The 20,191-nt window shown below is 46.6% G+C and carries 17 protein-coding genes and 1 tRNA gene; 14 read left to right on the top strand and 4 right to left on the bottom strand.

The features are described 5' to 3' along the window. Positions 1 to 19 precede the first annotated feature (19 nt). Positions 20 to 859 (bottom strand): prephenate/arogenate dehydrogenase, encoded by an 840-nt coding sequence (locus tag QUA97_RS10325; protein ID WP_194066225.1) that lies wholly within the window; start codon positions 857 to 859, stop codon positions 20 to 22. Between the two features lie 38 nt (positions 860 to 897). On the opposite strand from QUA97_RS10325, the gene QUA97_RS10320 reads away from it, so the two are divergent. The 6 genes from QUA97_RS10320 to QUA97_RS10295 all read left to right on the top strand — a co-directional run bounded on the left by QUA97_RS10320 (position 898) and on the right by QUA97_RS10295 (position 7,964). Further along, the gene (locus tag QUA97_RS10320; RefSeq protein WP_194011133.1) at positions 898 to 2,463 is read left to right on the top strand and encodes a pentapeptide repeat-containing protein; all 1,566 of its coding nucleotides are present in this window, start codon (positions 898 to 900) and stop codon (positions 2,461 to 2,463) included. A gap of 95 nt (positions 2,464 to 2,558) precedes the next feature. Then, positions 2,559 to 4,121 carry a pentapeptide repeat-containing protein gene (locus tag QUA97_RS10315; protein WP_194066223.1) on the top strand — a complete coding sequence of 521 codons (1,563 nt, stop codon included), beginning with the start codon at positions 2,559 to 2,561 and terminating at the stop codon, positions 4,119 to 4,121. Positions 4,122 to 4,425: 304 nt separating this feature from the next. Beyond that, a complete protein-coding gene (locus QUA97_RS10310; RefSeq protein WP_333194557.1) occupies positions 4,426 to 5,955 on the top strand; it encodes a pentapeptide repeat-containing protein in 1,530 nt (509 codons plus the stop codon). 22 nt (positions 5,956 to 5,977) lie between these two features. After that, the gene (locus QUA97_RS10305) at positions 5,978 to 7,489 is read left to right on the top strand and encodes an ATP-dependent DNA helicase (RefSeq protein ID WP_333194556.1); all 1,512 of its coding nucleotides are present in this window, start codon (positions 5,978 to 5,980) and stop codon (positions 7,487 to 7,489) included. A 65-nt stretch (positions 7,490 to 7,554) separates the two neighbouring features. Continuing rightward, positions 7,555 to 7,767 (top strand): DUF2839 domain-containing protein, encoded by a 213-nt coding sequence (locus tag QUA97_RS10300; protein ID WP_194066220.1) that lies wholly within the window; start codon positions 7,555 to 7,557, stop codon positions 7,765 to 7,767. A 125-nt stretch (positions 7,768 to 7,892) separates the two neighbouring features. Then, positions 7,893 to 7,964, top strand: a tRNA-Val gene (locus QUA97_RS10295). A gap of 687 nt (positions 7,965 to 8,651) precedes the next feature. On the opposite strand, the gene QUA97_RS10290 is transcribed toward QUA97_RS10295, so the two are convergent. Continuing rightward, positions 8,652 to 8,900, bottom strand: coding sequence for a DUF4339 domain-containing protein (locus QUA97_RS10290; protein ID WP_333194555.1), 249 nt, complete (start codon positions 8,898 to 8,900; stop codon positions 8,652 to 8,654). An 11-nt stretch (positions 8,901 to 8,911) separates the two neighbouring features. Here QUA97_RS10290 and QUA97_RS10285 point away from each other — a divergent pair, with 11 nt between their 5' ends. The 8 genes from QUA97_RS10285 to QUA97_RS10250 all read left to right on the top strand — a co-directional run bounded on the left by QUA97_RS10285 (position 8,912) and on the right by QUA97_RS10250 (position 16,503). Then, positions 8,912 to 9,187, top strand: a complete 276-nt coding sequence (locus QUA97_RS10285) for a hypothetical protein (RefSeq protein ID WP_333194554.1) — start codon at positions 8,912 to 8,914, stop codon at positions 9,185 to 9,187. A gap of 270 nt (positions 9,188 to 9,457) precedes the next feature. After that, positions 9,458 to 10,258, top strand: a complete 801-nt coding sequence (locus tag QUA97_RS10280; RefSeq protein WP_333194553.1) for a hypothetical protein — start codon at positions 9,458 to 9,460, stop codon at positions 10,256 to 10,258. A 316-nt stretch (positions 10,259 to 10,574) separates the two neighbouring features. Further along, positions 10,575 to 10,988: a hypothetical protein gene (locus tag QUA97_RS10275; RefSeq protein WP_333194552.1), complete on the top strand. Its 414-nt coding sequence runs from the start codon at positions 10,575 to 10,577 to the stop codon at positions 10,986 to 10,988. Between the two features lie 257 nt (positions 10,989 to 11,245). After that, positions 11,246 to 11,992 carry a hypothetical protein gene (locus QUA97_RS10270; protein ID WP_333194551.1) on the top strand — a complete coding sequence of 249 codons (747 nt, stop codon included), beginning with the start codon at positions 11,246 to 11,248 and terminating at the stop codon, positions 11,990 to 11,992. Positions 11,993 to 13,203: 1,211 nt separating this feature from the next. Continuing rightward, positions 13,204 to 13,332, top strand: coding sequence for a hypothetical protein (locus QUA97_RS10265; protein WP_333194550.1), 129 nt, complete (start codon positions 13,204 to 13,206; stop codon positions 13,330 to 13,332). A gap of 218 nt (positions 13,333 to 13,550) precedes the next feature. After that, the gene (locus tag QUA97_RS10260; protein ID WP_333194549.1) at positions 13,551 to 14,546 is read left to right on the top strand and encodes a site-specific integrase; all 996 of its coding nucleotides are present in this window, start codon (positions 13,551 to 13,553) and stop codon (positions 14,544 to 14,546) included. A 194-nt stretch (positions 14,547 to 14,740) separates the two neighbouring features. After that, positions 14,741 to 15,691: a nucleotidyltransferase domain-containing protein gene (locus QUA97_RS10255; protein ID WP_333194548.1), complete on the top strand. Its 951-nt coding sequence runs from the start codon at positions 14,741 to 14,743 to the stop codon at positions 15,689 to 15,691. 50 nt (positions 15,692 to 15,741) lie between these two features. After that, the gene (locus tag QUA97_RS10250) at positions 15,742 to 16,503 is read left to right on the top strand and encodes a nucleotidyltransferase domain-containing protein (protein ID WP_333194547.1); all 762 of its coding nucleotides are present in this window, start codon (positions 15,742 to 15,744) and stop codon (positions 16,501 to 16,503) included. A gap of 152 nt (positions 16,504 to 16,655) precedes the next feature. Here QUA97_RS10250 and QUA97_RS10245 read toward each other — a convergent pair whose 3' ends face one another. Beyond that, positions 16,656 to 17,333 (bottom strand): hypothetical protein, encoded by a 678-nt coding sequence (locus QUA97_RS10245; protein WP_333194546.1) that lies wholly within the window; start codon positions 17,331 to 17,333, stop codon positions 16,656 to 16,658. A gap of 688 nt (positions 17,334 to 18,021) precedes the next feature. Beyond that, complete coding sequence (cobJ, locus tag QUA97_RS10240; protein WP_333194545.1) at positions 18,022 to 19,845, bottom strand: precorrin-3B C(17)-methyltransferase; 1,824 nt, start codon at positions 19,843 to 19,845, stop codon at positions 18,022 to 18,024. Positions 19,846 to 20,191: the final 346 nt, after the last annotated feature.

The raw sequence follows: 20,191 nt of genomic DNA, 5'->3' as shown, positions 1-20,191 counted from the left end.
GTTTTAAGCAATTTTTGGCTCACAAGTTATAATTATTTCTGGCTTTTTGAGTATGCTTTAGCTTATGTTCGAGAGCTTGCCAATTTTCGGATGCGATATCGTTGATAAACTCGTCGAGACTGTCGCGGTAAATAGAGAGCGATCGCAGCAATTCCTCTCGATTGTATTTCGCCACCATCACTCCCAACTCCGGGTTGCCGCCCCCTACGCGACTCGTGTCCCGAAAACCCGAACTCGCCAAATGTTGGGCTAAATTAACAATATCCCGATCGCCCTCAACAGCGCAGGCAGCAACCAGAGTCGCGCTAGTCATCAGCGGCAAATGAGAAATCCAAGCCACAGCTCGATCGTGCTCCTGTGCTCCGCACCGATAAACTTTAGCGCCCAACAACCGCGCAATTTCCTCCACCTTCTCCACAGAGTGCAGCGGAGTCTGGGGAGTCGGAGTCACGACATAAGGCCGCCCCACAAACAAATCCCTTACCGCCGCCTCAATGCCGTTTTGTGCAGTCCCCGCCATCGGATGTCCCCCCACAAAATTCGGCCACAGAGAAGACACAGCTTGTACTATGGGTGTTTTTACGGAACCGACATCGGTTAGAATAGTATCAGGGGAAAGATAGGGCACCAACTCTCGGACGATCGACTCGATCGCTCCTAACGGCGTGCAAATAAAAACCAAATCGGCTCTTGCCATCAGAGACAGGTGTATGCTGGCTTCAGAGACAACACCGCTTTCTTGCGCGCGATCGCAAGTCTGCTGGCGACTCGAAACCCCAAAAACATCAAACCCGCGCGATCGCAAATCCAGAGCGATCGAGCCACCAATTAAACCAAGTCCTACAATACCGATATTCATAGCAATAAAATGGGGATAAATGATACGGTGCCGCCCCCATGACAGTCGAGGAACTCCTGAAAAAATATGCCGCCGGAGAAAGAAACTTTGCCGGAATCAACCTAACTGAGGCCAACCTCAGCGGCGTCAACTTGAGCGGAGCCAACCTCAAGGGTGCGAATCTGAGTGTAGCAAACCTCAGCGGAGCCAACCTCAGCAAAACCGACCTGACCGGTGCCAAACTCAACATCGCCAGACTCAGTGGCGCCCATCTCGGCGGTGCAAACCTCACCGACGCCGACCTCAACGTCGCCTACCTAGTGCGAGTTGACCTCAAAAGAGCCAACCTCACAGGAGCCAAACTGATCAGAGCCGAGCTAATTCGAGCCGAACTCAGCGGAGCCAACCTCAGCGGAGCCAACCTCAGCGGAGCCACCCTCACCGAAGCCACCCTGCGAGGAGCCAACCTCAGCGGAGCCAACCTCCGAGGCGCTCACCTAAGCGGCGCGTACTTGACAGAAGCCAACCTCGAACAAGCCAACCTGCAAGGTGCCGACCTCAGTCGAGCCGACCTCAGCAGCGCCGACTTGCGAGGGACGGAACTCCGACAAGCCAATCTCACTCAAGCCATACTCAGCGGAGCCGACCTCAGCGGAGTCAATTTGCGCTGGGCCATCCTCAGCGGCTGCAACCTGCGCTGGGCAGATTTGAGCGAAGCCAAATTGAGCGGAGCCGACCTCAGCAGAGCCGACCTCTGCCACGCCAACTTACTCAATGCAAGTTTAGTTCACGCCGACCTGTCAAACGCCTATCTGATCCGCGCCGACTGGATTGGAGCCGACTTAACCGGAGCCACCTTAACCGGAGCCAAACTCCACGCAGCTTCGCGGCTGGGTATCAAAACCGAAGGCATGACCTGCAAATGGGTAGATCTAAGCCCCAACGGCGACCACAGCCAAATTTATTGGTTAAACTCGGGAGGAACCAACGAATTTTTTCACGAAACCTTACCCACAGTTCGGATTGTAATTGACTCGCCCCTAGACCAAGGCGCTCATTTTGCCCTAGCTGCAACTTATTACCAAATTGCCCAACAATACCCGACTTTAAGTCAGCCGCCCACCATCGAAGTCAGCTCCAGGCGCACCGTACTCGCCTTTAAAATGGACAGCGACGATAAATTATTTGCCACCGCTTACGTTGCCATCATTCCTTTTAACGACGCCGCCACAACTCAAAAAAACCTGATAGCTTTGATGAAAATGATTCAATCCCACGACGCAGGCAAACTTAACGTTAAAGAATCCAAACACGTCCAATTATCCAGCAAAGATCTCAACCAAGCTATCAGCAAAGTAGACCAAATTAAAATTTCAAGTTCTTTTCCAAGAATCGGCGAAAGCATCAATTTTTTTCAAATTCCTACACAGATGATCTTAATTAATTCCAGCGATCAAAAAATTTGCGTATATCATCACCCAGCCTTCGGCAAGCGCCAGCTCAAAAAAAAATACGCTCCGAACAATGCAACCACCGCCAAGTTAGCCGAAAATACAAAATTGGGTCAAGCTAATATCAGCAGCATTTTGGATTTTATAAAAGGCTTCCACAATATAGATGTCTAAGCATATTGCATCAAGTTACAAAAAATGCTTATTCTATTTAAAGGTTGGCACAACAAAGCTTTGTTCTAGCTAACACATCAGGGAAAGTGAACAGCATGGACGCCGAAGAACTCATAGCCAAATATGCAGCAGGAGAAAGAGACTTTACTGCCATCCTCCTGTGCGAGGCAAATCTCAGCAGGATCGATCTAGCTGGGGCTAATTTCAGCGAGGCAATCTTGAGCCTAACCAACATGAGCGGCACCAATCTGTCAAACGCCAACATGAGAAAAGCCAAACTCAATGTTGCTAGACTCAGCGGTGCTAATCTCAACAAAGCCAACCTCAGCGGCGCTATTCTCAACGTAGCTAACCTGATTCGAGCCGACCTCAGCGAAGCCCAACTCGTCGAAGCTACACTGATCAGAGCCGAATTGATCAGAGCCGACCTCAGCGGTGCAAACTTGAGCGGTGCGAACCTCAGCGAAGCAGATTTGAGAGAAGCAACCCTCAGAGAAGCCAATCTAGAGCAAACTGACCTCAGCGGGGCTCACCTCAGAGGCGCTTGTTTGACAGCGGCCAACTTGGAACGGGCTAACTTGCACAGAGCCGACCTCAGCAGGGCGGACTTGCGAGGAGTAAACCTCTGTAATTCAGAACTCAGACAAGCTAATCTGTCTCAAGCCAACCTCAGCGGCGCTGACTTGCGAGGCGCCAATCTGCGGTGGGCCGACCTCAGCGGGGCCAACTTGACCGGCGCTGACCTCGATGAAGCGAGATTGAGCGGGGCGAACTTGTACGGGGCAAATTTGAGCAATGTCAACCTGTTGAACTCTACTCTGGTACACGCGGATTTGACTCAAGCGAATTTGATTCACGCTGATTGGGTGGGCGCAGATTTGACCGGGGCGGCGCTGACGGGGGCAAAAATTTATGGGGTGTCGAGGTTTAATCTGAAAGCAGATGATATTACCTGCGATTGGGTTGACCTCAGTCCCAACGGCGATCGCAGCCACATCCAGCGGTTTACCTCACAAGAATCTCATCGGTTTTTTAATGCTACACCGCCGACAGTTCAAATTATTGTCGATCGCCCCCTAGACCCCGACGCTAACTTTGCCCTCGCGGCTACCTACCGCCAAATTGCCCGTCAATACTCGGGTTTGAGCCATCCTCCCAGCATAGAAGTTAACTCGCGGCGGACAATCATTTCGTTTAGAATAGATCGGGACGAGCAATTATTTTCCACAGCTTTCGTTGCCATTATTCCCTTTAGCGACGCGGCATTTACTCAAAAAAATCTCATTACTTTGATCAAAATGATTCAACCCCAAAACGGCAATAACCAGGGAGTCAGAGTCTCAAATCTAGTAGTCCAATTGAACGTAATGCTGACCAAAACAATCAGAAAAATAGGGGAATTAAAAATTCAGCCGATTCGCCTCGAACGCGAATTGATGTCGAGTTTTTTCCAATCGCCTACCCAAACTATACTTGCTAACTCCAGCGCCGAAAGTTTGATGGTTCACTATCACCCAGACTTTGGCAGAAACTTGGCAAATTTGCCTGGAGTCACCAAAACCTCGATCAGTCCTGCAATTAAAGCCCAAAGATTCACAACCCCTCCGCTAAATACGGTGGTTGAGTTTGTCAAAAGCTTTTATCAGCTCGGCGAGTAAATATAGCCGAAGGAAGGAAGTTCGGCAACGAGCAATGTACGGGATGTAACGGATGTAACGGATGTAAGTCCGTCGGAATCAGGAATAAGGAAGTTCGGCAACGAGCAATGTACGGGATGTAACGGATGTAAGTCCGTCGGAATCAGGAAGAAGGAATCAAGAAAAATGTAAATGCAATTGTTGGCAATAATTTCAGCAATTAAAAATTTAATAACCTTGGGTTTGCTATATAAATTAAGTGGAGATAATTTAGATTTACGCCCAAAATAAGTTAGCCGATCGGCATTTCATTCAGGTAAAAAACATGGAATCTGAAGAACTTCTCAAACGATTTGAACTCGTCAAAAGATACACAGAAGGCGACAGAGATTTCACAGGAATCAATCTGAATGAAGCTAATCTCAGCCGCATCAACCTCAGCCAATCAATTTTAAGGCGGGCTAGCTTATTTATCACCAACATCAGCGGCGCTAACTTGAGCGATGCTGACTTGAGCGATGCTAACCTCAATGTGGCTAGACTCAGCAGCACCAATCTCTCGCGGGCAATCTTAAACGGGGCTAATCTCAACGTAGCCAACTTAGTGAGAGCCGATTTAACTGCGGCTCAATTAATCGGAGCATCGCTGATTAGAGGCGAATTAGTCCGCTGCCAACTCAGCCAAACTAACTTCAGTCGCGCTAATCTGACGGAAGCCGATTTAAGAGAGGTCAAACTGATAGAAGCTAACCTGTGCGGTGCTAATCTTTCCGGTGCAAATCTCAGAGGTGCTTCGGCTTCATCGGCTAACTTTCAAGGAGCTAACTTGCACGGTGCGGATTTGACAAAAGCAGAACTTAATGGCGTGAATTTAATCGATGCGGATCTGAGACAAGCTTGTTTGCAGGGGGTGAATCTCAGCGGTGCCAATTTGAGCGGAGCTAACCTCAAATGGGCTGATTTGAGCGGAGCTAACCTCAAAGACGCAGATTTGAGCGATGCTAAATTGAGCGGAGCTAACCTCAACGGAGCGGATTTAAGAAATACTAATTTAGCAAATACTAATTTGGTTCACGCAGATTTGACAGAAACTAATTTGATTAACGCTGATTGGGTGGGGGCAGATTTGACGGGGGCAACTTTAACTGGGGCAAAACTGTATTTGGTTCCCCGGTTTGGCATCATAGTCGATAATATTAGTTGCGAGTGGGTTGACATCAGCCCTGCGGGCGATTGCTCTGCGATTCAACAATTTAATTCGCCGTCTGAAGCGAGAAAATTTTTAAATCACACGCCGGGATTAGTGCGAATTGTGGTTGATGCAGTTTTAGATTACTCAGCAAACATCACTTTAGCAACAGCGTATAGCGAAATAGCTCGGCATTACCGGGCAATGAGCTTTCCTCCCAATATTGAAGTAGGCTACCGCCGGACAAATATAACTTTTAGATTTGAGAGCGACGAGCATTTATTGCCAGTCGCTTTTTTAGCAATCTTACCTTTTAATGATGCTTTAGAAACTCAGAAAAATATTGTGGCTGTTAGCAAAAATATCGCCAGTCAAAATTTGAATAAAAACCGAATTGTACAGTTGTATAAAGGATTGAATGCAGCGATAGATAATTTAAGTGAAGCGAAGGAAATGCTGCAAATAACACTAAATTTAGCTCGGGAGACCAAGTTTTTTCAATCGCCTACCCAAACTATTTTAATTAGTTCTGGGCAGGAAAGTTTGACCGTGCAGTCTCACCCGAATTTTGGTGGGCGAGGTGGAAAAAATCAGGAGAATAAATTCAGTGTGCCAGAGCGTCAAAAAGTAGTTGATTTTCTGGCAAGTTTTGATTATGTTGATTGAGCAATATCAACTGTGAAATCGATTGATTGAGGTAGAAGTCCACAACTCGCTGCTCCGCTTCTTGCGATCGCACTCCGAGCCGCACTGGCCCCACCATTTAACGATGGCGCGTCTCGTGGCGCGGGCTTTGCGCTTGGGGCGCAGCGCTCTAATTCAAACGGGGCTGCCCGCAGGAGCTTACCGACAGCGGTATCGAGTCAGTTATTTGATGCCGGTGTTGATGTGGCCCGATCCGGTGATTTTAGTCGCGCCGACACCGCTGCTGGAACATTTGCAGCGGGTGGAAATTCCTCGCTTGCAAGAGTGGCTGCAAACAGAGAAGCCGATCGAGATTTATTCCCATAATGCCGATTTCCAAGGGCTGATGCTCATAGATCCAGAGTCTTGGCTGGCGGATAGCTTGGCGGAAAATTCGGAACTTCGCGGCAATATTCCGACAATTATCGACGGTGTGGATGATTTGGAAGTTTGGACGCGCCAGCAGTTGACTGCGGGTTTGCAACCTCCTGACTGGAATGATTTAATGCAATCTGAGCCAATGCTGGCGGATGAAATCCTCCAAGTGCGGGTACTGCTAACGCGGGCTGTGTTTTTGCATCCAGCTAAGCCTGACGAGTGCTATTTGCTGGAAACGGCAGAGCAAAATATTTTGGAGGGGCTGCTAGGAAGGATCGAGCTTAACGGGCTGATTCCGCCGGCTGCTTGGAGTAATTTTTGGCATTGCTGGCAAACTAACGGCCAACTGCGGTGGGCGCAAATTCATCGATCGAGCGGGTCATTTTCTCTCTACTGCGCGCCGGTGCAGGTGGCGGAGGTTTTGGGCAAAATTTGGTCTGCCGTGCCTGTGGTGTTGATTGGCTGTGCGGTGGATTTGGAACCGAAGGCTCCGATCTTCCGGCAAATGATGGGATTGCCAGAGTTGACGAGTGTGAAGTTTTCGCCCGATCGACAAAACGAATTAATTCAACTGTACATTCCCAACTGGCTGCCGCTGCCGAATACGCCGGAATTTCAGGGTGTTTTGATTCAAGAAATTCGGACTTTGCTGTTGATGAGCGTGTCGGTGGCGGGTTTAACGGTGTTGATTGTGGGTGATGTACCGCTGAGGGCTCGGCTGGCGGCGATTTTGGCTTCTGAGTTCGGTTCTCGGGTGCAGGTTGAAAAAACTGATGTGGGCGAGAATGGGATTTTGGTGACTGGGTGGGAGTTTTGGCGGGAACATCAGGGGGAGTTGAGCGTGCCTCACTTGCTGGCGATCGCCACTTTGCCGCTACCTACCTTGGAGAATCCTTTGGTGGCGGCGCGTGTGGCTGATTATAAGGAGCGGCGTCTAGATTGGTTTCGGTTGTATTTGCTGCCGGCGGCGCTGAATGAGTTGCAACGGGCGATCGCGCCGGTGCGAGAACGTCAGGGGGTTGTGGCGATTTTTGACAGTAGGGTGATTCACCGCAGTTACGGGCAGCAGGTTTTAGCGGCGCTGAGTCCGTTTGCGAGGATTAATTATTTGGATACGACTTGGCTGACGCTGGCCTGAGATGACCTGTTGGCGTATAATTTGGTTGGTTATACAATTGAAATCTGATTTAGCAGACAAAAATTATGGGTGAAGCTAAGCGTCGTAAAGAGTCGATCGGCGACGAATTAGGTAAAGAAGAGCGCATCGTTTCGTGGCTGCCAATCACGAAAACCCAAAGCGAAGATTTTGTGAGGTGGACATCTCGCGGAAGCTGGATCGGGATTAGCCTGTTGGTGGGTTGGTGGATTGTGGTGCGGTTTGTCGGCCCTGCGGCGGGTTGGTGGCAGGTTGATTGATGCCAGACTCGACAAATGCCTGTGTTGTGGGCATTGTGTCGAGTTTAACTCGGAAACCAGCGGCTGAATTTTTTGGAAAAATTTAGTTGCGAATTTGGAGTTAGTATGTTATGTTAGTTATCTTCGGGCGATTGGCACAGTGGTAGCGCGCTACCTTCACACGGTAGATGTCACAGGTTCAAATCCTGTATCGCCCATTTTCTCGTACATATTTTATCTCGAAACAAAATTGTCTCACTAATGGGACTCTAGTCTCACTAATGGGACTCTAGTCTCACACGTGGAACCAGAAGGCGCTGGAACCTTGCTAGAACGAGGGTTCTGGCGTCTCTCATCTATTCTTCAAATATTTAACAAATCTCTGCGAGAGATTTTCTAAGATTTTGGATTTAGAAAAGTGCTAGAAAAAAGTGCTAGAAAATTTTTCTACCCAAAACGGTGTTGCGATCGCCCTTTTCCGGTTTTTTTTTACAAAGAAAGTTGTCTCACTAATGAGACTTCAGTCTCACTCGTTAGACTTCAGTCTCATTCGTGGAATCAGAACACGCTAGAACGTTCTCAGGACGCGGGTTCCAGCACGTCTCATATATTCTTCAAATATTTAACAAATCTCCGTGAGAGATTTTTTTTAATTTTTGGATTGACAGAAGTGCTAGAAAGCAATTTCGGTTAACGGCACCGGCTGTATTTGGAAGTTTAGAAGTCCATGAAATTTGATAAGTCGGTTTACCCGCTGAGCAACTCCAGGATCGCCTCAATGTCTGCCAAGCTTGCCCCAGATTTTTTACGCCGTGCCTTGAGTCGGTTAAGCAAGTCGGCCGCTTCTGGAAATTCTGCAATGGTCGGAGCTGATCGCTCTTTTGTGCCCGCAAAAGAAGGTATATCTATTTCTTTGTAAGATACTTTGCCAGTTCTGAAACTTCACCGGCCCGCTGCCAGTCAGCTTCCCCTCGCCTAACTTTGGTGCGATCTGTGATTTTTTGAACTTCCCAAAGTTGCAGTGCGGTGTACGGGCCCTCGGCTTTACCCGATCTGAAAACGTACCAGTCAGCAACTTCGGGGGCTGCTTGTTTCACGGGTTTTACTCGACGCTGCACAGGCTCTGGAGTTGGTGTGGTAGATTTCTGATTCATCTTTATTAGCCATGCACCTAAGAACCCAAACCCACCAAGAAGGCCTCCTCCAACCCCAAGCATCACGACCGGAGAAGTCGGGCGGTATGGCTCCGGTGCTGGTGGCGGAGTGGGAGAAGGTGTCGGAGATGGAGTTGCATCGTCGTTGTTGCGGTTCCGGTTTCGCGGATAGCGATCGATACGAATTCTTCCTCCCTTCTTTGCGGCCTCGGATGGGGTGGAAATTGTTGTGGCAGCCAATAAACTTCCGCCCAACAGTAGCAGCAGTTTTCGGCGCGACAGTTTAGTAGAATGGTTCATGTTCTGAGAAGCGATAGTGATAGGGGTATCAATATTTTCTCAGAACGCCACACCAGCAAATAACTTTTTCGGCCCGTCAAAAATTTTATTTTTGGTGGGCTGAACATTAAAGTTGTGCTGTAGTGGGCTGGTGAACGGAAGGCAAATTACTGTGTATCTGTGGCGTACCCAAAATACTTTTCTGCAACCCTTGAAAGTTGCTTAAAAGTTGCGTAACATGGTTGCATAAGTAGATCGGCAACCACATTACGCAACCTATGACAATTCCCTCGGTGATGCAAGGATTAATAGAGGCAGAGGACGGCAAGGTATTCGAGCTAGAGTCCCCCAAGGGTGCGGCGTGGTTAGAGTTGATCGGCTCTTTCAGATATGAGCCTACAGGAGACGGCAAACCCTACACAGTCCGCAAAGAAGGTAAAAACGGGGAATACTGGTACGGTTGCAGAAAAGTTGCAAGAAAGGTACGTAAGAAATATATTGGCAAAAGCTCAGAGGTAAGTATCGCAAAGCTTGAGGAGATTGCGGAAGCATTAGAAGCTCCCCCAGTGCCACGGGCTGATAAGGTTGTAGAAGTTGCACAGCAGGTTACAGAAGTTGCAGAAGATAGATTGACAACCCTGGAGTCGCAGGTAGCGGAATTACTAAAAGCTTTTAAAACGTTACAGGAGGCACTGCCGGGAAAGTCCGAGGCGGGTGATTCTCTAGAGTTGCCCAAAGTAGATAATGAGGTTGTAGAACGGTTGCAGAATGAGTTAAGCAACCTGAAGGCTGAGAATGAGAAGTTACGGGGTGAATACTCTAAGCTGCTAGCCTCCAGCCACATAGTTACAGAAAAACTTCGAGAGGAAGTGCGGGAAGTGCGATCGCAACTTGAGACAGAGCGCGCCGATCGAGAGGAAGCGGAAGCGCAGCTCGCAGACCTGAAACAAAAATCAGCCACTGCCAGCAAAGATTTACCAGAAGCAGCCGATCTCCTTAACCAGTTGAAGACCAGGCGCAAGAAGTCTAACGCCTCGCTCGCAGACGTGGAACTGATTTTAGAGATGATTGATGATTGAGGAGTCCTGAGACAGCATATCCAGGGCGTGAACTTACTGCCGTTCTTGTGGGAACTTTTCACAGAATGGTGTTCAGAAAATGAACGTCTAGAACTGTTACTGAACCAGCGTTCCAGCGATTTTGTGAAATGCTTTAGAATAAATTCATTTACTAGCTAGAACGAACTCAGTTCTGCCCCTCTTGACACGTTGGAACAAGTCTGCAATTGTAAGTGGTAAGGAAGATTTGATATGCGCGGCCAGCGCGGTGCTTCAACACCGAGCTAGCTACGACTTCCCCAAATCGTTGGTTCAGAACGTTTGGAGCTAAATTATTATGTCATTTTCAGGACGCTTGTCTAGTTCAGACTTGCAAAGCTTGGCGTTCCCACGCCGGGAGCTGCTGAGTAAATTTGTTGCGGTCGCGGTGGCAGCAGTAGCGAAGCGATCGCCTAAGTCTCCAGCTCCTAAAAATTATCCGCTGCCAGAGTTTGCGATCGGTGACTTGGTGGCTGGTGATTGGGAGTTTGATGAAGATGAGCAAGCTGAGGGTGCTCCCGACTCTGCTACTGATTTTGGGGAGATTTTAGGTATGCGATGGCTGCCAGAATCTGAATCGGGTTTGGATGCTAAGACCTGGGTTTATTTTGTGCGGTGGACACACACTACAATTCCCGATTCTTCTTGTTACCCCTGCTATGACGGACACCCGACCAGAGAGTGTGACTTGAGACTCGTCAGCCGAGCTTAAGCCCTGTTGAGACTTGTCAACCACGCTTAAGTTATTCCCCTGGCTCTTCTACAAACGTCAAATTTTGTAGAAGAGCTAGGGGCGCTTTTTGATGTCTATCCGTTTCATTGCGATATTTGTGGTGGATTAGTGATACGCCGTGAGCCCTAAATTAAATAGCAGTGCAAAGTGTTGTCAACAGTTGCGGTCGATGGCTAAGATAATACAATGAAAAAGCGGCTGCACAAACAGCCGCGATCCTAAATTTATTTATAACTATGGTCAGTGTACCCAATTTTAAGCTCCCCCGTCAAGAGCAGCACGATCGGATCTTTTTGCAAGATGCCATTGACAGATACAAAAATCGGTTGTTGACCGCCGCTGGCTATATCTACACAATCATCAAAATTTACAGGCAAGCGGGACACAGGTTGAATATTCCAAGCCCCCGCTCGTTTTACGAATACTTTCAGATTCCAAAGTCCACGTTTTACCGGGCCCTGATCCAACTAGAAAACACGCCAGGAATTCAATTTCAGTGGGAGTCGATCGGAGGCATTTCTATGTGGTGGGGAGGTGAAGAACCCCCGGCAGCGGCAGCGGCAGTAGAACCCCCGGCAGCGGCAGTAGAACCCCCGGCAGCGGCAGTAGAGCCCCCGGCAGCGGCAGAACCTAAATATCAGCGCTTGAATCAGCTCCCTGGTGACACCAAAGAAAAATTTGAAGCATTTGTCCGTTCCCAGTGGCGCAAATTGAAAGGTCAGGAAATTAGGAGCTTTCACCGCTTTGTAGAGAAGCCAGGTGATTTCCAGGATTGGTGGCAGAAATTCCGCGCTTGCCCGCCACCACAAGCACAAAAACCGGCACCAATTACCGAGACGGAACCTGCGATCACTGAAGAACCTCCGCTGAGTCCCGAAGAACGATCGCAAAGGTTTCGACAACTGCGTCAATTAATTGAAAGTAAAAAAAATGAGCGACCTAATGCCTTCAACGCAACGACAGCAGGCAAAACTCATCCTTGAAATCTGGGGACTAACTAGAGGTGGTAGGGCAAAATACAAAGCTGCTGAAGCTGAGTATCACCGCGTCGTTGATGGAGGGGAATAGCACACAACGCGCAAGAATTTACTGCACTGGTTCTCGGTATGTTGTCAAAGTTCCAAACCCTACGGGTTTGTAGATGTAGTCAGAGTGTGGTCAGAGCACTCTCAAAACAGAGAGGATTTAGCGGTCAAGTAGAGGGAGTTTTCAGCGCGTGTTCTGAGTATGTACACAAAGTCAGAAACCTATTAGGTTTCTATATGTAGTCAGAGCACGGTCAAAACACTGTCAGAACTGAGGGGAGTTAGTGGGTGTGTTCTGAGTATGTAGTCAAAGTCGGAAACCTATTAGGTTTCCCTATGGTGTCAGAGTGTAGTCAAAACACTGTCAGAACTGAGGGGAGTTGGCGGGTGTGTTCTGAGTATGTAGTCAAAGTCGGAAGGCCTATGGCCTTCCCTATGTAGTCAGAGTGTGGTCAAAGCAAGTAGAGCGCGTGCTGGAAGGGTGACACCGTTCGCGGCTTAGCGAGTACGACTAGAAACAAGTGAACTGCGTCCCCAAAGGGTTTAACCCTTCGCGACTTAGCAAGAACAACTAGAAACGAGCGAAATCGACTGAGCACAAGTAAAGCCTATAGACAAAGGGTTAAACCCTTTGGCGCTTAGTGAGTGCTAGCACAGAAAGACATCAAAAAGCGGTAGAGGCTAATAAAACTTAAACCCTATAGGTTTCGATTTTCGGTAGTGACAAGTTGTCGTGGAAAACTTAAATGTTCCGTGATCGCACCTAAAAGCTGTAATCCTTTCCTAGGCTACGTTTCTCACCCAAACATCACTCGTCACCCTTAATGGTGATGTGGTAGAGACTGGTTAGGTAAACAAGGGTGATTTTCGGGGCATTTTATTGACTCTCTACGGCACAAACTCATATGAGTTTCTGTAAATAACTCGTTATACCAAGCAGAACGAGATTTTCCCATACTGGCTATAGGTTTCGGCTTGTTGGGTATTAAGCGCAACCCTAGGGTTGATCCGTAGCACTTTGCATCAAGTCCACTCGGGATTTTTGTGTATAACCAAATTCCAAACCTATAGGTTTGTAGTTTATTAAGAAATATTAAAATGCAGCCACGACCGCCACCGCGCATTTTTGTGTATAGAGAATTCCGGAAACCTGAAGGGTTTCCTGCATAATGCGTCTTAGAGAAAAATATCCCACCGCCCACTCTATATCCTATATTTTGCTAGAACCTTACCACAAGCCAAGCAACGACAGAATCAGTATTTCAGCCGTTGTGCTAGAAGAAAGTGCTAGAATCTAGACAACGGGATTTCTGAGTGTTTTGGTCAGCAAAGCTTTCAACCATTCCTTAACTTCCTTCACACGGTAGATGTCACAGGTTCAAATCCTGTATCGCCCATCTTATTAAATCTATATATATCAAGAGTTAGGGGGATTTAGCCAAGATTTTTGGCTTTACATTGACTATTAACTATGAAATGACTATGATTGCTCCAAAGCCATAGTCAGGATTAAGCTATGAACACTACACAGAAAGCTACCAATGGTAAATACAGAAATCAGACATATCTGACTGTTGTTGAAGCAATTAAGCCAAAACCAGCAATAACTCTATCAAAATTGTGGGAAATGTATGTAGTTTATAAAGCTCCGACAGTTGCAGTTAGCACTCTTAAAAATGCTTACAGTGCCATAAGTTCTCATGTTAAAAAGCTACCCAAACAATCTCTTGAAGATGCCGTAGAAATAAGAGATTATTTGATTAATAATTTCAAGCCCGATACTTCTAAAAAATATTTAAATAATATCACAGCTTGTTGTGATTGGGGTGTTGAGTATGGTCATATTTCTAACAACCCTTTTTTAGGTATGGCCAAGAATATCAAAACACAACCTAAACAATTAGAGGACATAAAACCTTTTTCTAAAGCTGAAAAAGATGCCATCATAAAAGCTTTTGAGACAGATCGTTACTATAGCCATTATGCCTCTTTTGTTAAATTTCTTTTTTTTACAGGATGCAGGACTTCGGAAGCTATAGGGCTAAAATGGAAACATATAGATGCTAACTGCCACCACATCTGTTTTTGTGAATCTTATGTTAGAGGAAATAGAAAAAATATTAAGACGGGCAAACCAAGGATTTTTCCTTGTAATGCTCAATTACAAAACTTTCTAAAATCAATTAAACCAGAAAGTTGCGAGCCAGAATCTTTAGTATTCCCCAGTCCCGAAGGTAAAGAAATTGACGATCACAATTTCCTAAACAGAGCTTGGAAGGGATATAAAAATAGGCATGGAAATAAAGTCGATGGTGTTGTAACAAAGTTGGTCAAAGAAGGTCTAGTTAGTGAATATAGGAGCCAGTACCATACTAGGCACACATTCGTTACACAATGTCTAGAAGCTGGCATCAATGTTGTACAAATAGCAAAATGGGTGGGTAATACTCCTGAGATAATTATGAGGCACTATGCGGGAATTACTGCTGCCATCGAAGTACCTTTGTTGTAGAAATATCAGCACAAAAGTTTAAATTAAGTAAGTAATATTTATCTACTACTTTTTGGGCTGTTAGAAGTAGATGCAAGACTTACTGAAACAGCATTTAACCTACGCACAAACTGATCGATCGCCCAAAACACCCATTTTTTACTACAAATATACTACAATAAGAATGTAGCTCGTGCCCCGCAGGAGGTTCCCTCATGGCAAATGCCAATATTTCCCAAAATTTCAACTTAATCATCCCCGCAGGAACCCAAATTGTCACCAAAATCGAGGTCAAAAACCCTGCAACTAGCGAATCTTGGAAACCGGGATTAGTAGGTGTCATCGTTCAATCGCCTACGGACAATTCCCACGCATATTTAGTCAAACTCCCAGACGCAACACAAGTTAGCCTGCGGCGACACGAATTCAGCATCCGCAAACAGTTTCAAAGCGAAGGATTGCACTCAGGAGGAGATTTTCTCGCCGAATATAACCTCTATGATTCTGTGATTTACCGCTGCATTGTTGGTTCCAGAGCCTACGGTTTGGATAACGAGCAATCCGATACAGACAGGCGCGGGATTTACCAGCCGCCGGCAATACTTCATTGGTCGCTTTACGGCATTCCAGAACAATTGGAAAACAAGGAAAATCAGGAATGTTATTGGGAACTGCAAAAGTTTCTGGTTTTGGCACTAAAAGCTAATCCCAATGTGCTAGAATGTTTGTACACGCCTTTAGTAGAAACAATTTCTCCTGTAGCACAAGAATTGCTAGAAATTAGGGAAATCTTTCTGTCTCAATTAATTTATCAAACTTACAATAGCTACGTTTTGTCTCAATTTAAAAAAATGGAGCAAGACTTGCGGAATACAGGAGAAGTGCGATCGAAGCACGCGATGCACTTGATTCGCTTGTTGCTGTCGGGAATTACGGTGCTCAAGGAGGGGTTTGTGCCGGTGCGGGTGCAGGATTTTCGATCGCAATTGCTATCTATCCGCAATCAAGAAATATCCTGGGATGAGGTGAATCGGTGGCGATTGAGCTTGCACGCAGAGTTCGATCGCGCTTTTGCAGAAACTTCCTTACCGGAACGTCCTAATTACGAGAAAGCTAATCAGTTTTTGATTAAATCTCGTAAAAGTGCGATTTCAATCGGCGATTGAAATCGCTTCTTGTCAAACAAAGTCCGCGCAACGCGAGACTGAAGAGAAAAATGATCGAATATATCTCTAATCTAGCCAAAATCATCTCAGTTCGACCTTACCCGCTGCTGTTTGCGACTGTCAGCGGATCGCACTTATACGGTTTTCCTTCCGCAGATTCTGACTTCGACTTGCGGGGAGTACATATCTTACCGCTACCGAAAGTAATTGGACTGATTGCGGGAGAAGAAACAATCGAGGTTTCGGAAGTTCGGGAGAAAATGGAACTCGATTTAGTCACTCACGATATTAAAAAGTTTCTTGAGTTGCTGTTGAAGCGCAACGGCTACGTGTTGGAACAACTGTATTCGCCACTCATAGTTTACACTACAAAGGAACACGAAGAGTTAAAAGAACTCGCCTCAAACTGCATTACCAAGCACCACAGCCACCACTATCTCGGTTTTGCTCAGACTCAATGGAGATTGTTTGAGAAGCAAAGCCCGCGTCGAGTTAAGCCGCTGCTGTACGTTTATCGGGTGTTGCTGGCGGGGATTCATTTGATGCAAACGGGGGAAGTTGAGGCGAATTTAGTGAAACTTAACGACAAGTTCCAGTTGTCGTATATTCCCGATTTGATCGATCGCAAGCTGGCTGGTGCGGAAAAATTTGTGCTGGAAGATACAGATATTGAATTTTATCAGCAGGAGCGCGATCGGCTAATCAATATATTAGAAGAGGCAAGTTTGACAAGTCATTTACCGTCAAATCCTGATGCAAAGGTTGCTCTTAGTGAATTCTTAGTAAAGGTGAGGATGGCATCTGTGAACTAAGCTGTTCCACTTCTAATTACTCGTTTGGTGCGCCGAAGATTGCAGAACATCTATTCCCAGACAAACTAATACTAAAAAAAACGGGTTTTTGATTGTGATTCAAGACCAGAATGCAGTATTTTCGTTCTTCATCAAACCCGGTTGTAAGTGATTTACCTTGAGATATTTGTGTTGGCTGGTTCGCTGAGGGCGGGTATGCCGATATTTTCATGTTCGGTAAATTGTGTGTTTTTTCCTTGTATGGAAATATTCCAACTGGCTCCCCCTAAATATGTCTTGATATATGAAGTCAATGCGTGAATAAATACGACGACGCCCAGCATTTCTAATGACTCTTCAACCGTCACTATGATCTTGTAAGGTATATTATCTTCTCCCGCTACAGAAGCTTGGTATGCCCCTACCAATTCCATCCCTAGCGCTCCTCCAATATAAATAACAGTTGCTGCAACAAACAATTTTCGTGTAGGAACAGGAAGGTGGAACAGAAACTTAATGTAGGATAAGAGAAATATCACTACTAGAATGCCCACCGGCACAACCCAAGTAAAGTAAAGAATTCCTGTGGCATTTAGCATGGTTCGCATCGGTTGTACCAATTTTTCGTGCAATTGACCAGCTTCGTCTATAGATATATATAAAAATATGAATGATAAAACTTTCCAGTGATTCTTGTAGCGACAACTATCCAAATTTTTCATATAGGCGATCGTACCCAGCAAGAAAGAACAAAACAGCAATGCCAAAGCTGAGTATGCGGTTGGAATGTTTCGCTCGGAATTAACGCTGAATACCTTGACGAAGTAGTTTTCAGACCGGACACCAGGCAAGAAGTACGCGGCCAGCTCACTTAAGAAAGATATTACAACCAGACAGGTTACAACTCGAAGCAAAAATTGGGTGATAGTCCCAGGAGTTAGAGGAATTTGGAATTTCATTTTTTCTTAACCGTTTGTTTAATTTTTGATTAAGCATATGTTATCCAAAAAAATCTTTTCTCGGTATATCTACGGGAATAGATGAGTTATCGTGGTGAAAAGTTTATTTTTTTTTACGGTAAAGTTGTCGCGGGATTAAGAAATGTAGCAGATATCGATCGCCCTTAATTTTATATTTACAAATTAAAAGATTATTGATTGCAATGTAAATTAGAGATATCCAAAAATGAAGCTGAAATCCTGACTGCGGTTGAGTAGAACTCTAAATTCGATCGATCTCTGACAAAGAAACTCGGCTTCAGACAGCCGATCGCCCTAAGTACGGAGAATTTCTGACATCAAAGGCGATCGCCAATCTCAGTGAACACTCTGAGCTCGAACAAGAGGCAGAATTAACCGGAGATTAACACTCCTAGACGCATTAAGACCGAAGAAACCGGGTTTTTTACCTGATCTTTCTGTCAAAACAGATAATTTTCGTCCATCAAACCCGGTTTCAGACTGCCCATCCCTCCAAGACTAATTAATTAAGTTCGCACTCACAAAAGCCAGTCCTTAAAGATCGGAACCCAAGTTATTACTACAAATTTAAATCGTACCTGCGCGGCGTGTACACCCAAACATCTCCTCCATATTTGCGGGGAATAATCCGAGTTTGACTCGAACCGACAATTACTAAAGTTCTCATATCCGCATCTTCCGGCTGGAATTCGCCGAGGGTGCAAACGCGCACGGATTGGCCTGGCCTGCCGAGGTTTCGCCCCAACACAACCGGGGTTTTAGCATCGCGAGTTTGCAACAAAATCTCGATCGCCCTTCCCAATTGCCAAATCCGCTGTTTCGAGATTGGATTGTAAAATGCCATAACTAAATCCGCCTTTGCAGCAGCCGCAATCCGCTGTTCTATGACCTCCCAAGGCTTGAGAATATCCGAAAGCGAAATCGCACAAAAATCGTGTCCAAGGGGTGCTCCGATCGCAGCAGCGGCCGCCTGCATCGCAGAAATCCCCGGTGCTACCCGAATGTCGATGCCTTGCCATTCGGGTTTGCTGTCAGAGTCGATCGCCTCAAACACCGCCGCAGCCATCGCAAAAATCCCCGGATCTCCCGACGAAACCACGGCGACAGATTTGCCGGATGCTGCTAAATCTAGGGCAAAACGGGCGCGATCGATCTCTTCGCGGTTGTCGGAATCGTGCCGCTTTTGTCCTTCTCGCAGGGTTCCAGCTAAGTCCAGATAAAACTTGTAACCCACCCAATCGGTGGCTTCGCGCAAAATTTGCTTAACTTCCGGCGACATCCAGGGCGCGCCTCCGGGCCCGGTACCAACGATCGCCAGTTTGCCGCGACTAATGCCGATCGCGCTTGCATCAATCGGTTCTGCAGCCAGGGCGATCGCGCAAGAAAAGGCGTTTGTGCGATCGTACCCGATTAATTGACTGTTTGCGCCCGCTGCTGTCAGGCTAATTTGGGCGGCGGTGACATCAAAACTGGAATTATATTGTATTAATTTAACTGTGTCGAATTCCACAAGTTCTGGAAGATTCAAAAAACGCACGGGAACTTTGAAAAATTGACTAATTGCTTCTAAAGTCGGATTTCCCATCTCATGTTCTAAAGCAAAAAATCCGGCAACTGAGGCTGCTGCTAAATCTGCATTTTCTAAGATTTGCTGCACGTAATAAATTGCTTTTTCTGGCTCGATATCTGATAGTTGCGTGAGTGCAAATGTCACAACTTGCGGGTGGTAAACTAAACAGTCGGGTGTCGGTACAACTGCTTTTTCGGTGACGCGGATGGTTAATTTGGCTGCGGGGGCGATCCTCTCCGTTGGCGCAGCCCCCCTAGGGGCGGGCTGCGCTAAGGGCAAATTGCTCTCCCAAAGCCAGCTAGCATCCCCTTCAATGCTTACTTTGGCCCCAGCGAGCAAATTTGAAATAAAAGTCTTCGCGTCCTCTGGATTAGCCAAATAATAGCCTTGGGGAGGACTTAGCAGGGCGGTGCGAAAGCGGATATCTCCGGTGGTGGTGATGGCGGGCTGCACGCCGAGGGCGGCGGCAATTTCTCTGGCCAAGTCATTTACGCCGTGCAAACCGCCCAGCAGCGGTACAACGGCGCTTCCGTCTTCGGCGACGGCTAAGACTGGGGGTTCGGCGCGTTTGTCTGACAGCAGCGGGGCGAGGGTGCGGATGATGATTCCGGCGGCGCAGATGGCGATGATTGGGGTTTGGGTTGCGAACAATTCCCGCAGTGTTTCGCCGAAGTTGCTAAAGTTGATGTCTGTGTCGGATGTGCGATCGACTAAACCGTAAATCTGGGAACCTGGGAAGATTGCGGAGATGGTTTGGGCGATCGGCAGGCTGTTTTGACCTAAGATAACTATTGCGGGAGAAACTCGATTCACGGTTTTATATAGGGCTGTGTTTGGACTGGTTGAATTTAATCTCTGCTGGCTTCACGAATACGTATTTTACGAACCGATGAAAGTCTCGTTACCGAAGCGTGCTAAGGAAGAAAAGAAAGCAGTTTTTTGGGGCTAGAATTTTGATTGATTCGATGCTATAAATTGTTGTCAAAAAAATGAATCTCAGAAGCGAGAAAGCTGCGGAGATACAGAAAAATAGCGTTTTGATTTATTTTTTTGATTATGGGTTGAGAGACTATTGATGTCAAACCTTATGTTCAATCAATAGTTAAAAAGTCGTTTCATCCCCTAAATTAAAGCGAAAATCAACTGGTTTTCAACCATT

Origin of the sequence: Microcoleus sp. CZ3-B2 (assembly GCF_036705055.1) — a bacterium.
In the GTDB taxonomy this organism is placed as follows: Bacteria; Cyanobacteriota; Cyanobacteriia; order Cyanobacteriales; family Microcoleaceae; genus Microcoleus.
The sequence above is the reverse complement of the archived record's forward strand: the minus strand, read 5'-3'. Positions and strand labels throughout refer to the sequence as shown.

Coding starts and splice junctions, on each gene's coding strand:
- QUA97_RS10325 (WP_194066225.1), bottom strand. CDS start 859: ATGAATATCGGTATTGTAGGACTTGGTTTAATTGGTGGCTCGATCGCT.
- QUA97_RS10320 (WP_194011133.1), top strand. CDS start 898: ATGACAGTCGAGGAACTCCTGAAAAAATATGCCGCCGGAGAAAGAAAC.
- QUA97_RS10315 (WP_194066223.1), top strand. CDS start 2,559: ATGGACGCCGAAGAACTCATAGCCAAATATGCAGCAGGAGAAAGAGAC.
- QUA97_RS10310 (WP_333194557.1), top strand. CDS start 4,426: ATGGAATCTGAAGAACTTCTCAAACGATTTGAACTCGTCAAAAGATAC.
- QUA97_RS10300 (WP_194066220.1), top strand. CDS start 7,555: ATGGGTGAAGCTAAGCGTCGTAAAGAGTCGATCGGCGACGAATTAGGT.
- QUA97_RS10290 (WP_333194555.1), bottom strand. CDS start 8,900: ATGAATCAGAAATCTACCACACCAACTCCAGAGCCTGTGCAGCGTCGA.
- QUA97_RS10285 (WP_333194554.1), top strand. CDS start 8,912: ATGCACCTAAGAACCCAAACCCACCAAGAAGGCCTCCTCCAACCCCAA.
- QUA97_RS10280 (WP_333194553.1), top strand. CDS start 9,458: ATGACAATTCCCTCGGTGATGCAAGGATTAATAGAGGCAGAGGACGGC.
- QUA97_RS10275 (WP_333194552.1), top strand. CDS start 10,575: ATGTCATTTTCAGGACGCTTGTCTAGTTCAGACTTGCAAAGCTTGGCG.
- QUA97_RS10270 (WP_333194551.1), top strand. CDS start 11,246: ATGGTCAGTGTACCCAATTTTAAGCTCCCCCGTCAAGAGCAGCACGAT.
- QUA97_RS10265 (WP_333194550.1), top strand. CDS start 13,204: ATGCGTCTTAGAGAAAAATATCCCACCGCCCACTCTATATCCTATATT.
- QUA97_RS10260 (WP_333194549.1), top strand. CDS start 13,551: ATGAACACTACACAGAAAGCTACCAATGGTAAATACAGAAATCAGACA.
- QUA97_RS10255 (WP_333194548.1), top strand. CDS start 14,741: ATGGCAAATGCCAATATTTCCCAAAATTTCAACTTAATCATCCCCGCA.
- QUA97_RS10250 (WP_333194547.1), top strand. CDS start 15,742: ATGATCGAATATATCTCTAATCTAGCCAAAATCATCTCAGTTCGACCT.